The organism is Legionella cardiaca (genome assembly GCF_029026145.1).
In the GTDB taxonomy this organism is placed as follows: Bacteria; Pseudomonadota; Gammaproteobacteria; order Legionellales; family Legionellaceae; genus Tatlockia; species Tatlockia cardiaca.
This window is the reverse complement of sequence record NZ_CP119078.1, coordinates 2,494,907-2,507,811: the sequence shown is the minus strand read 5'-3', so window position 1 is coordinate 2,507,811 and position 12,905 is coordinate 2,494,907. Positions and strand designations below refer to the sequence as shown.

Genomic DNA, 12,905 nt, shown 5'->3' with positions numbered 1-12,905 from the left:
TCTAACTGTAGGAAAAACGATGAATAAGGAATTGCTCGAGAATACCACTTTTGACGAGTTGACCCTGGGTCAGCAGGCTAGTTTGACTAAAACGTTAACACAAGAAGATATTTCGCTTTTTGCGGTTATGTCCGGTGATGTAAATCCTGCTCACATGGATCCTGAGTTCGCTAAAAGTGATATCTTTCGTGGCATTGTTGGCCATGGTATGTGGTCCGGCTCATTAATTTCGGCGCTGCTTGGAACAGTCTTGCCAGGCCCAGGGACAGTTTATCTTGAGCAGGATATTAAATTTAGAAAACCAGTACGTATTGGAGATAACATCACCATCACGCTTATCGTGCGAGATAAATTCCCCCATAAGGCAATTGTAACGTTTGAATGTAAAGGCGTTAACCAACGTGGGGAAATTGTTATTGAAGGATTAGCTACCGTTCTTGCACCGACTAAAAAAATACGCGTGGCAAGAGCTGATTTGCCATCCATCGAGATTCATAACCATGATCGTTTTCAGGCCATTATTCGATCCTGTCAGGATATGAAGGCCATTCGCACAGCTATTGTTCATCCGGTAAAAGCTAATGTGCTCACTGCAGTGGCCGATGCCGTGAAGGCTGAGCTAATTCTCCCCATTTTAATTGGTCCGATGGTAAAGATTAAGGCGGCTGCTTATGAGGCAGCTATTGATATCTCCCAATGGGAGCTAATTGATACAGAGCATAGTGATGCTGCAGCAAGCAAAGCGGTAGAGTTGGCCGCTACAGAGAAAGTTGAGGCCATAATGAAGGGGTCTCTGAGTACTCATGAATTATTAGCAGCTGTTGTACCTGCTGCATCTAATTTACGCACTAAATACCGAATTAGTCATGCTTATGTGATGGACGTTCCGTCTTATCATAAACCACTCATTATTACAGATGCTGCTATTAATATTACACCTAATGCAGCTGAGAAAGCTGACATCTGTCAAAATGCGATTAATCTTTGGCGTGTCTTGTTCGGTGAGGATAAAAAACCTAAAGTAGCTATTCTTGCAGCCATAGAACTTGTAAATCCCAGGATGCAAGCAACGATTGATGCGGCCACCCTGTGTAAAATGGCTGATCGCGGTCAAATCACCGAGGGTATTCTTGATGGACCTTTGGCATTTGACAATGCGATTAACAAGCAGGCTGCAGATGATAAAGGAATCCTATCCTTGGTTGCGGGGGATGCTGATATTTTGCTTGTCCCTGATATTGACTCGGGTAATATTTTGGCTAAGCAGTTAACTTTTCTTGGACATGCTGATGCTGGCGGTATTGTTTTGGGGGCACGTGTACCCATTATTCTGACTAGTCGAGCCGATTCATTGCGAACTCGACTTTTATCCTGTGCTTTGGCAGTTAAAATGGCCGCAGCTCGCAAGGCAGGAAAGATAAAATGATGAGTAAGAAAAAAGACAGTATTCTGGTGATTAATACAGGATCGTCAAGTGTGAAATTTCAAATCTTCTCAAGACACCCTTCATTGGAACTTTTATCTCAAGGTAGTATCTCTGATTTAGGCAATAGACCTTTATTTACAGTAACAGATGAAAAAAAGGCGCTTAAAGATAAAATAGAACTTCCTAGGGATTATAATCACGAAAAGGTCTTGCATTTTATCTTCCATTGGATTGAAGCGCAAAGCCAATGGCCGGTCGACACAGTAGCCCATCGCATCGTTCATGGCGGTACCAGATATACTTCCAGCGTACTAATAACACCTGAAGTAATGACCTATTTGCGAGAACTATGTTCTCTAGCACCACTTCATCAACCGCATAATCTTATTGCTATTGAGATTTTCAGTGCGCTCAAGCCTGAGTTAATGCAAATAGCCTGTTTTGATACGGCTTTTCATGCTCATCATGAGCCTTTATTTATTGAATATGCCTTGCCGCAAACAATCCGTGATCAAAGCATTCGCCGTTATGGGTTTCATGGTCTTTCTTATGAATGGATAGCTCATTTTTTACATCAGAATGAACCTGAGTTGGCAAGAGGACGCATCATCGCTGCCCATCTTGGTAATGGCGCCAGTCTATGCGCCATACACAAGGGCATCAGCATTGATACCACCATGGGGATGACCGCTCTTGACGGCTTACCAATGGGAACTCGCTGTGGAACTCTGGACCCAGGCGCTGTCATTTATATGATACGTGAGCTTAATTTATCTCCTGATGATGTGGAGTCCATTCTCTATCATCAATCAGGACTTCTTGGATTGTCAGACTTGACATACGACGTTTGTCTATTACAAGACAGTAATGCCCCCAAAGCACGATTTGCACTCGATTATTTTTCCATCAGAACAGCGCAGTTAGCAGGCATGATGGCAGTGGCGTTAGGCGGTGTTGATGGGATTGTGTTTACTGGTGGTATCGGAGAAAATTCAAGTTTTATACGCGATGCGATTCTACGTCACCTCGATTTTTTAAGGCCCTTTGAAGTTCGTGTTATTAAGGCCAATGAAGAACAAATGATGGCGATGCACACGGTATCCCTTCTCGAAAATCATGAAGGAAAACGCAGATAATTTTTTTAAAAGAACTGGTTATTGGTGTGGTTTGAGCAATTTATTATAGCGAGTATTTTTTCTGTACTGATAGGGCTTATAACATTTATTCTTAAGCGAAGTTGTTTTTAATTTAAATTACAGCGAAAAATGACATCATGGTCATACTATTTAATGCGTATTCACGCATTCAGTGGTGAAATATAGTCCGGTGATTTTAACGTAATGCAATGAAATGATTAGGGTCTATGTATGTTAATTATTTTTGGTGGACTTCCAGGAACAGGAAAAACAACAATATCAAAACAAATTGCTAAACAATTAAATGCAGTTTATCTACGGATTGATACAGTGGAGCAAGTATTCAAAAAATTCTCTGGCTTTGCTGAACATTGGGTAGGGCCTGAAGGGTATATGATATGTTATGCCATTGCGTTAGATAACCTAAAGTTAGGGCTTCCTGTAGTTGCTGACTCGGTCAACCCCATTGCCATTACACGGAACGATTGGCAAAAAGTGGCGATGGATGCAAACACAGCTTTTATTGAAATCGAGCTAGTTTGTTTAAATGCCAAAGAACATCAACGCCGAATTGAAACCCGAAAAGCCGATATACCCGGACACAAGTTACCTAACTGGCTAGATGTTTTAAAACGGGATTATGAACCATGGCAATCAAAATCAATGACATTAGATACTTCTAAATATTCTGTTGATGAATCGGTAACGATTATTACGGATTTTATTAGGTCAAAAAGTTAATTGAATTGTTTGGTCTTCGAATCACGGCGTCGAGGGCAAGTGCCTTGACGCCATGTTATGTCGATATTCGTTATTTATAGATTGCAATCAAGCCAATTTTTATTGATTAAAAAATCAGTATACAACTTCTCTTCTTCTGTTCCAGATAGCGGATGCCAATCATAAACCCAAGCTACCTGGGGTGGTAGTGACATCAAAATCGATTCAACCCTTCCTCCTGTTTGCAGACCAAAAGCTGTCCCTCTGTCGTAGATTAAATTAAATTCAGCATAACGTCCCCTGCGGTATAGCTGAAAATTCCTTTGTCTTTCTGTGTAAAATATATTCTTTCTGCGAAGAACAATGGGACAATAAGCTTTAGTATATTGATTCGCAACGGCTTTTAAAAAATTAAAACAGGTCTCAAATTCCCACATATTAAGGTCATCAAAAAAAATTCCTCCAACACCCCGAGGTTCATTTCGATGTTTAATATAGAAATAATCATCACACCATTTTTTATAGGAGGCGTACACATCGTTGCCAAAATTGTCACACGCTTCTTTTGCCATGGTATGCCAATAAATACAATCTTCTACAAATCCATAATAAGGCGTTAAATCAAAACCACCACCAAACCACCAAATGGGTTCAGCATTTTCCCTGGTGGCTATAAAAAATCGAAAATTAGCATGTGAGGTGGGTACGTAGGGATTGATAGGGTGAATAACAATGGATACTCCAAGAACTTCAAATTGATAACCTTTAAGCTCCGGGCGTTTTTCTGTTGCTGAATCAGGTAGGCTCTTCCCCTTAACATGCGAAAAGTTTATTCCTCCCTTTTCAAAAACATCACCATTTGCTATCACACAACTTATCCCATGTCCTAACTGGTTTTCCCAGCTATCTGAGATAAAGTTAGCATTCCTGTCTATAGCGAGAAACTCATGACAGATTGACTTTTGTAGTTCAGTTAAAAAAGTCTTAACTTGGGTGATGTGATTCATGCCTTAATCCTTAAATATCACTTGACGAGGATTCTATAAGTCAATGAGATTTACCGCATTGATCTACATCATGGAAAAATTTGTATTATAAAATGCATTTGCGGTTTATAATAAAACAATTTAGACATTGCTAGTTCAGTATGATGGTACAAATATGGTAGGCATCGGTGGTGATCATCCAACATGTGAAAATTGCACATTTTCTCCTTTTTGCAATGCAGAGGAGAAAAGTTCACAATGGATGAGTCAAATTAATCGTGCAGTAAAGCAACATCATCATCTAAAAAAGCATGCATTTTTACATCTTCCTCAGAATACATTTCGAAATATCTATGCTATTCAGCATGGAAATTTAAAAACATATCAAGTTGATGCTAATGGAAATGAATTAATTCAAGGGTTTTATTTTACTGGCGAAGTCATTGGATTTGAGGCAATTTCCACAGGGCATTACCGTTTTTCAGTAGTTGCATTATCGGATACTGTCGTTTGTGAAATTCCCTATGATAATTTTCTTGAGTTACTTCAGGTAAATCCCTCTTTGCAAAAACAGATGTTGCATTTAATGAGTCAGCAACTAAATATAGGGAATTATTTGTTTTTAGTTACTGCAGAACAACGTCTTGCCGCCTTTCTTATTGATTTATCCTACCGATTACACTTCTCGGAAATGCAACTTGAATTTCTTCTGCCGATGTCTCGTCAAGATATTGGTAACTATTTAAGACTCACTGCAGAAACGATTAGTCGTCTTCTCTCTCACTTTAAAGAAAATAAAATTATTGCGATTGATCATAAGAAAATTAAATTGTTGCAACCTGAAGAACTAAAACTTATTGCCGATATGGACTTGATGCAATAAATATTAAATACATAAACAGTAAACTCCTGCATACCACCATGCTCTTTTCCATGATGTAGATCAATGTCATCCGTATAAAAACAATTAAAATATCCAAAAAAAATACAAATTTACAAAAATTGGATTCTTAACTAATGAGTCTTATTGGCTTGGAAATTCCGACAGTTTCGGCCGAAGTTGTATGAAGGTAGTGTCTAACCATCACCCAGAACAATTATTTTTTTAGTCACGACAAGCCAATAACCTGATCCCTGCGAAATCTATAAAAACGGAGAGTTAAAAGTATGATACAACCAATTTGTAAAGTAATTAGACATGCGGGTGTTGTTGTTCTACTTGCGATGGTTTTACTTACTTTAAATGGTTGCCATTCCGGAGCAATAGCACCCAGAGGGCAAATCGCTGCAACTGAATTAAAATTGATTATATTTTCAATAAAACTCATGCTAATTGTGGTGATTCCCGTTATTTTCATGGCATGCTGGTTTGGCTGGCGATATCGGGAAGGAAGTAATAGCAAATATACGCCAGAATGGAATCACAGCACTATTTTGGAAATCGTTTGGTGGACAATTCCCTGTATTATTATTTTAATTTTAGGTACAGTGACTTGGAAAACCACGCATAGTTTAGATCCCTATAAACCACTTGATTCACAAATAAAACCTGTGACAGTTGAGGTTGTCTCACTGGATTGGAAATGGTTGTTTATTTACCCTGAACATCAAATAGCCACACTTAATTATCTTAAAATTCCTGCTGATACTCCTATCAATTTCAAAATAACAGCTGCATCACCTATGAATTCTTTCATTATCCCACAGCTTGGGGGACAAATTTATGCGATGACTGGAATGAAAACACAGTTGCATCTTATTGCAGACAACCCAGGAAATTATCGAGGGCTTGCAACGAATTATACAGGCATCGGTTTTGCTGAAATGAGCTTTAACACGGAAGTTACATCGCATGAAGATTTTATTAATTGGGTTAATTCAATTAAGAGCAAGCCAAACCAACTGACATCAGCGGTATTTTGGGAGCAACTGGCACCCAAATCGATCAATGTTTCTCCCAGGTATTTCGGTAGTGTTGATGCTGGATTATTTGACAGCATTATTATGCATTACATGATGCCAGATGTTGATCATAAAAATGCATAGGCAAATTCTCCTTGTGCTTATGAACCAAAGTTAATACAAAAAAGGAAATCGTCATGCTAGAAACCATTTTAGGAAAATTAAGTATTCCACAAGAGGTTTTTCCTTATCTCTATGAGCCTATAAGTCAGCAGATTATTATATTTTCCATGTTGGCCTTCATTGCAATTGCAGGTATTGCGGTATTGGGAGGTATAACTTATTTCAAGAAATGGAGTTATCTTTGGCATGAATGGATAGTAACTGTAGACCATAAGCGCATTGCAAAGATGTATCTTTTTGTTGCGCTGCTAATGCTTTTTAGAGGGTTTATCGATGCGGTTATGATGCGAGCTCAGCAAGCTATGGCCTCTGGCGATTCTTATGGTTACCTTATTCCCGAGCATTTTGATCAAATATTTACTGCTCATGGAACCATAATGATATTTTTTGTCGCAATGCCCCTTATGTTTTCGTTATTTAACCTGGTAATACCATTACAAATTGGGGCTCGAGATGTTGCGTTCCCCTTTCTAAATTCGCTTAGTTTTTGGCTTTTTGCTGTTGGTGCACTGCTAGCCAATGTATCCTTATTAATTGGTGATTTCGCGCATGCGGGTTGGTTAGCATACCCGCCATTTTCGGAGCTTGCCTATAGCCCAACCGTTGGAACAGATTATTACATTTGGGCTATTCAAATCTCAGGTATTGGTAGTCTCATATCGGGAATAAATTTTTTCGTGACAATTCTTAAGATGCGCTGTCCTGGAATGTCCTTAATGAAAATGCCGATTTTTACATGGACAGCTTTTTGCTCTTCAATTCTTGTAATGCTTATTTTTCCTGTACTAACGGTTGCTTTAGCTTTGCTTGGTCTGGATAGATACCTTGATATGCATTTTTTTACCACTGGTGCTGGTGGGGATCAAATGATGTATGTGAATTTAGTTTGGATTTGGGGGCATCCAGAAGTCTATGTATTAGTTTTACCTGCTTTCGGTGTTTACTCTGAGATTGTTGCCACCTTCTCTCGAAAAGCATTATTTGGTTACAAAACCATGGTGTGGGCCACTGCGGTCATTACCTTTTTAGCTTTTATTGTTTGGGCTCATCACTTTTTCACAATGGGCGCAGGCGCTAATGTGAATGCAGTTTTTGGAATTCTTACGATGATTATCTCTGTACCTACCGGAGTGAAAGTCTTTAACTGGCTATTTACGATGTATCGAGGGCGAATTAAATTTACTTCTCCAATGTATTGGCTAATGGGGTTTTTTATAACCTTTACCCTAGGTGGAATGTCTGGAGTAATGCTTGCAGTACCGGGCATTGATTTTCAGGCTCACAATAGTACTTTTTTAGTCGCACATTTTCATAACACGATTATTGGTGGGGTTGTCTTTGGTTATTTTGCTGGCTTAGCTTATTGGTTCCCAAAAATGTTTGGTTTTACCCTGAATGAGACATTGGGTAAATGTGCTTTCTGGTGTTGGCTAGTTGGTTTTTTTGTTGCATTCACTCCTCTCTACATCCTGGGAGGTATGGGTATGACGCGTCGTTTGTATCATTATGATGCTTCCACGGGTTTTCAACCTTATTTAATTGTAGCGGCAATTGGTGCAGGTATTATTGCATTAGGCGTTGTTTTCCAGGTGCTACAAATTATAGTTAGTATCAAAAACAGAGAAAAATGTCGTGATGTTACTGGCGATCCCTGGGATGGTCGTACCTTGGAGTGGGCTACAGCATCGCCACCTGCTTTCTATAACTTCGCTCATATTCCGGTTGTTAGCGAGATAGATGATTTTTGGGAACAAAAACAAAAGAGGATAAATCGCACAGATAAGTCCAAAAAAGAAGTTTTGACTTACCAGAGTATTCATATGCCTAAAAATACTCCAATGGGATTTATTATTGGTATCTTTGCGTTTATTTTTAGTTTTGCCATGGTATGGCATATTTGGTGGCTTGCAATATTAGGCCTGGAGTGCGTTGTCATTTCTTTGATTATCAGATCTTTCAATTACGATACAGATTTTTACATCAAAGCAAGTGAGGTGGAAGCAAACGAAATTCAATATCAACAATCTATTGTAGGAAGATAATGATGAGTAAAACGTTAATGAAAGATACTCAAGCCGCGACCCCAATTCCAGCTACTACGAATCGCGACCTATTCATTGGATCTTATAATGAGCGGCATTCCAGACCTGAGGGAAAAACAGCAGCGCGAAGCCACAATATTGATGGTCACATGAGTCATTTTGATGGTTCTAAAAATGTCTTCGGTTTTTGGATATACATCATGACTGATTGTATTTTATTTGCATCTTTATTTGCAGTGTATGCCGTGCTTCATACTCATACCTTTGGAGGCCCCCATGCCAAAGAACTTTTTAATCTATCCTTTGTGTTAACTGAAACGTTAGTACTATTAAGCAGCAGCTTTACCTATGGCCTTGCAATGCTGGCACGTGACAGTAAGTCTCAAGACAAAGTGACCCGTTGGATGTGGGCAACTTTTGTCTTGGGTTTTTGTTTTATTACAATGGAAATGTATGAGTTTCAACACTTGTATTTAGAGGGTCATACCTGGGCTAAAAGTGCATTTTTATCATCATTTTTTACTTTGGTTGCTACACACGGGCTGCATGTTACCGTAGGACTTATCTGGATGTTAGCCCTTATATTTCAAATGAAAACCCATGGGATTACACCCGTGACCAAAACTAAATTAACCTGCCTGGGTTTGTTTTGGCACTTTCTGGACATTGTTTGGATTTTTGTTTTTTCAGTCGTCTATTTGATGGGAGCAATTTAAAATGTCAAAACATGAACTTGTTTTTGATGTAGATACAGGTGCGTCTTATGGTACATATCAATCTTATACCATTGGTTTTGTATCCTCACTTTTGTTGACGCTTTTTTCGTTTTATTTGGTTGCCTCTTCTGCTCTACCTCCCAAAATTCTGTACATAGCGGTGGGAGCACTTGCGATTATGCAGCTTTTTGTCCAGCTTGTTTTTTTTCTCCATTTAAATACGACTTCAAAAACAAACTGGAATTTATTAAGTTTTCTCTTTACGTTGGTTGTGGTGTTAGTTTTGGTAATTGGTACCATGTGGATTATGTATAATTTGTACGCGAACATGGATATGAATATTATGGCAATGTAATCGCCAAACACCTTTTAACAAGTCGAATCATTCATATATTTTATACAGGTTAAAGCATTAACATCATGAAATCTCCAGAATTATTATCTCCTGCAGGTTCTTTAAAGCGTATGCGACGAGCCTTTGCCTATGGAGCAGATGCGGTATACGCGGGGCAACCCCGTTATAGTCTCCGAGCTAGAAATAACGAATTTTCCCATGAAAAGTTGGTGTTGGGCATTAATGAAGCTCATGCTCAAGGTAAATTATTTTTTGTAGCGAGTAATATTGTTGCCCCAAATAATAAAATAAACACGTATCTTGAAGATCTGACTCCAGTCATTGAAGCAGGTCCAGACGCTTTGATCATGACGGATCCCGGTCTCATTATGATGGTTAGAGATAAATGGCCTCATCAACCTATTCATTTGTCAGTACAATCAAATGTGATGAATTTTGCCGCAGTAAAATTCTGGCAATCTATGGGTCTTGAACGAGTTATTTTGTCTCGAGAGTTGTCTTTAAAAGAAATCCAGGCAATTCGTGAAAATTGCCCAGATATTGAATTAGAAGTATTTGTACATGGCGCATTATGTATGGCTCATTCAGGGCGCTGCCTCCTATCTGGCTATTTTAATCACCGTGATCCTAATCAAGGAGCGTGCACCAATTCATGCCGGTGGAAATATGATGTTAAAGAAGGTAAAGAGGATGAATGGGGTAATGCACATGTAGAAACTAAAACTTTTCTATTTGAACAATCTCCCCAACGTGAGGGGGAAATGAATACCATCGAAGAAGATGAACATGGCACCTATCTGTTTAACTCAAAAGATTTAAGAGCAATTCAACATGTTGAATCATTAACCAAAATAGGAATTGATTGTTTAAAAATCGAAGGTCGTACTAAATCGGATTTTTATGTAGCTCGTGTAACCCAATTGTATCGAAAGGCTATTGATGACGCTGTTGCCGGAAAGCCTTTTGATTGGGGTCTTATGGATTCTCTGGAGGGATTATCACTCAGAGGATACACAGAGGGTTTTTATCGCCGTCATGTTCCTGAAGAATACCAAAGTTACAAAGATCGCAATGAAACAGGCATAAAACAGCAGGTTGTAGGTGAGTTACTTGATTATGACGAAAGTAAACAACTACTTGAAATTAGTGTAAAAAATCAATTTTTTGTTGGTGACACCCTTGAAATCATGCTGCCAAACAGTAACCATATTTTTACACTTGAAGCCATTGAGAATACTGAAGGACATTCCATCCATTGTGCGCCCGGTAGTGGTCATATTGTTCGGATTGCTGCTAATGTTCAAGACGTGAACCAGTTGGAACATGGCTATTTAATTCATCATTGGAACGATACACAACTGCTTGAGTAATCTGTTACTAATTCAGTTAATGGCTAAACTGTAGTCTAATTCTAGGTATACGCTTTATGCGCACTACCTAGCATTAAGTATTACTTATTTCTTAGAGGATTGCATACTTGCCATTTCGTGGGGATGCATCAAAACGCGTTCTAGAATAGTTTATTTTCCTGCCATATAGTTAATAGCTTGAATTAATGCTTCGTCAGAGCAGTTATTATTCGGAGCCTCTGCTTCTTTGCATAAACCACCGTGATGCATTAAGCCTTTACCAATTTTTACATTGTATAATAAATAATCCATACCTGTTTTAAATTGAGAAGGGTGTTTTTTTGCCTTCCTATCTGCATCTTTAAATCGTTTATTCCAGGCTTTTTTATCAAAAGCGGCTGGAGCGTTTAATCCTTTTGCTAGTTGAGGTGCATGACAATTTTGACAAGCATTTTGATAGGTGCTTTTACCTAGTTCATTAGCTAAAACTGTAGTACTAATTATAGATAATAAAAATACTAGTATATTTTTCATTTTGACCTCTAATATGTAAACCGTTATGCGTCTGCTAGTGTCGGGTTAACGGTTATATTCACCGTTAATACATTAGCAACCAGGCAATGGTTATGTGTTTCTGTAAAAAGTTGTTTTAAATGATCTTTATCAGGTCTGTTTTCTTTACTAAAGGTAATGACTGGACGAAGAGTAATCTCTGTAATGGCGGGTGCATTCTTTTCAGTACTGCCTAAAAAACAGGTTGCATTATCATGATAATTATCAATGATAAATCCTTTTTTAGCGGCAAGAGAAAGGAAAGTAAGTAGATAACAACTTGAAACGGCTGCAGCTAAAAGCTCTTCCGGTGTATGAAATCGAGGGTCACGAATAAAATCAGGAGATGAACTTACTTCTATTTTGGGGCCACCATAAAAAAATACGGTATGGTCTCTGTTGTAAGATTTATAGTCGAAGTCTTCCGTATCACGTTTCCATGCAAGACGAATATTATATTCAGACATCGTATATCCTTGTATTTTTAATCATTAACGTATAATGATTTGCTTTATACTAAAGCTACAATTAATAAGCTAGCGACCTGAAAATTCCACTAAGTGGATTACTCAGCACAATACCATATAGCTTTGCAAATAAGTAGTTCGTAGGAGTTCTAACTTCTAAATGTTTCTGTTGAATTTCACAAGGAGTGGAAATGAAATACAAAAATATCATGATAGCAATTGATGAGAACGATACATCCAATCTTGGGTTAGAAGAACCAATTGCTATCATGCCTGTCCTCTGAATTCGAGGCAGTGAAAGTAAATATGCAAAGGTATACTAAGCGCTTATGGAAAAATTAGAACACGGTCATTCACAAAAAGAAATCAAGGAACGCTTTGCGAAAGCTCCTGCACCGAGTTATTTGCGAGACTGGATTTATGGCGGAATCGATGGCGCTGTAACCACTTTTGCGATCGTTTCAGGAGTTGTAGGAGGGCAGCTATCTTCTATAGTAATTTTAATATTAGGTTTTGCTAATTTGCTTGCAGATGGATTTTCAATGGCCGCAAGCAATTATTTGGGAACAAAATCTGAAAAAGACCAATACCAACGCTATAAAGCGATTGAAGAAAAGCATATTGATTTAACACCTGAGGGTGAAAAAGATGAAATTAAAGAAATTTTTAAAAACAAAGGACTAAAGGGAGATATTTTAAACCTGGTAGTAAATGAAATTACAGCGAATAAGTCCTTATGGATAAAAACCATGTTGCAAGAAGAATATGGATTGCCTCTGTTAATTCGCACTCCTTTAAAATCAGCGACCTATACTTTTCTAGCTTTCCTTATTTTTGGTTTAATTCCATTATTTCCTTATGTATTTAATGTAAGTCATTCCTTTTTTTGGTCTTGCTTATTTACTGGAACTACGTTCTTTATTATTGGCTCTATTAAAAGTCATTGGTCACCTAAGTCTTGGCTCAACTCAGGTATTGAAACATTAATTATTGGAGTTATTACCGCAGTGCTCGCTTATATTATTGGGTTAATTTTGCATTTTTGGTTAGCATAAAATTTTAATTACTTGC

General features: G+C 38.2%; 13 protein-coding genes. 10 read left to right on the top strand and 3 right to left on the bottom strand.

Annotated elements, in window-relative coordinates; genetic code table 11:
* Positions 1-19 precede the first annotated feature (19 nt).
* From PXX05_RS10750 to PXX05_RS10740, 3 genes are all read left to right on the top strand, one after another.
* Positions 20-1,426, top strand: coding sequence for a bifunctional enoyl-CoA hydratase/phosphate acetyltransferase (locus PXX05_RS10750; protein WP_275088219.1), 1,407 nt, complete (start codon positions 20-22; stop codon positions 1,424-1,426).
* Positions 1,423-2,562, top strand: a complete 1,140-nt coding sequence (locus PXX05_RS10745) for an acetate/propionate family kinase (RefSeq protein WP_275088218.1) — start codon at positions 1,423-1,425, stop codon at positions 2,560-2,562. Before PXX05_RS10750 ends, PXX05_RS10745 begins: the two co-directional genes overlap by 4 nt.
* A gap of 231 nt (positions 2,563-2,793) precedes the next feature.
* Positions 2,794-3,303 carry a P-loop nucleotide/nucleoside kinase family protein gene (locus PXX05_RS10740; protein WP_275088217.1) on the top strand — a complete coding sequence of 170 codons (510 nt, stop codon included), beginning with the start codon at positions 2,794-2,796 and terminating at the stop codon, positions 3,301-3,303.
* A 74-nt stretch (positions 3,304-3,377) separates the two neighbouring features.
* Here PXX05_RS10740 and hemF read toward each other — a convergent pair whose 3' ends face one another.
* A complete protein-coding gene (gene hemF / locus PXX05_RS10735) occupies positions 3,378-4,289 on the bottom strand; it encodes an oxygen-dependent coproporphyrinogen oxidase (RefSeq protein ID WP_275088216.1) in 912 nt (303 codons plus the stop codon).
* Between the two features lie 154 nt (positions 4,290-4,443).
* Between hemF and PXX05_RS10730 the strand changes: the two genes are divergently transcribed.
* The 6 genes from PXX05_RS10730 (at position 4,444) to trhP (ending at position 10,836) form a co-directional block, all read left to right on the top strand.
* Positions 4,444-5,151, top strand: a complete 708-nt coding sequence (locus PXX05_RS10730; protein WP_275088215.1) for a helix-turn-helix domain-containing protein — start codon at positions 4,444-4,446, stop codon at positions 5,149-5,151.
* Between the two features lie 284 nt (positions 5,152-5,435).
* Positions 5,436-6,314, top strand: coding sequence for a ubiquinol oxidase subunit II (gene cyoA / locus PXX05_RS10725; protein ID WP_275088214.1), 879 nt, complete (start codon positions 5,436-5,438; stop codon positions 6,312-6,314).
* 53 nt (positions 6,315-6,367) lie between these two features.
* Entirely contained in the window at positions 6,368-8,395 is a 2,028-nt protein-coding gene (cyoB, locus tag PXX05_RS10720) for a cytochrome o ubiquinol oxidase subunit I (RefSeq protein ID WP_275088213.1), read from the top strand.
* Positions 8,395-9,111, top strand: coding sequence for a cytochrome o ubiquinol oxidase subunit III (cyoC, locus tag PXX05_RS10715; RefSeq protein WP_275088212.1), 717 nt, complete (start codon positions 8,395-8,397; stop codon positions 9,109-9,111). Before cyoB ends, cyoC begins: the two co-directional genes overlap by 1 nt.
* Before the next feature lies 1 nt (position 9,112).
* On the top strand, positions 9,113-9,466 hold the full coding sequence (gene cyoD / locus PXX05_RS10710; RefSeq protein ID WP_275088211.1) for a cytochrome o ubiquinol oxidase subunit IV: 354 nt from the start codon (positions 9,113-9,115) through the stop codon (positions 9,464-9,466).
* Positions 9,467-9,531: 65 nt separating this feature from the next.
* Positions 9,532-10,836 (top strand): prephenate-dependent tRNA uridine(34) hydroxylase TrhP, encoded by a 1,305-nt coding sequence (gene trhP, locus PXX05_RS10705; protein ID WP_275088210.1) that lies wholly within the window; start codon positions 9,532-9,534, stop codon positions 10,834-10,836.
* A 150-nt stretch (positions 10,837-10,986) separates the two neighbouring features.
* On the opposite strand, the gene PXX05_RS10700 is transcribed toward trhP, so the two are convergent.
* Together PXX05_RS10700 and PXX05_RS10695 are read right to left on the bottom strand one after the other, a co-directional pair.
* Positions 10,987-11,349, bottom strand: a complete 363-nt coding sequence (locus PXX05_RS10700; RefSeq protein WP_275088209.1) for a c-type cytochrome — start codon at positions 11,347-11,349, stop codon at positions 10,987-10,989.
* 23 nt (positions 11,350-11,372) lie between these two features.
* Positions 11,373-11,834 carry an OsmC family protein gene (locus PXX05_RS10695; RefSeq protein WP_275088208.1) on the bottom strand — a complete coding sequence of 154 codons (462 nt, stop codon included), beginning with the start codon at positions 11,832-11,834 and terminating at the stop codon, positions 11,373-11,375.
* Positions 11,835-12,163: 329 nt separating this feature from the next.
* On the opposite strand from PXX05_RS10695, the gene PXX05_RS10690 reads away from it, so the two are divergent.
* Positions 12,164-12,889, top strand: a complete 726-nt coding sequence (locus PXX05_RS10690) for a VIT1/CCC1 transporter family protein (protein ID WP_275088207.1) — start codon at positions 12,164-12,166, stop codon at positions 12,887-12,889.
* Positions 12,890-12,905 lie beyond the last annotated feature (16 nt).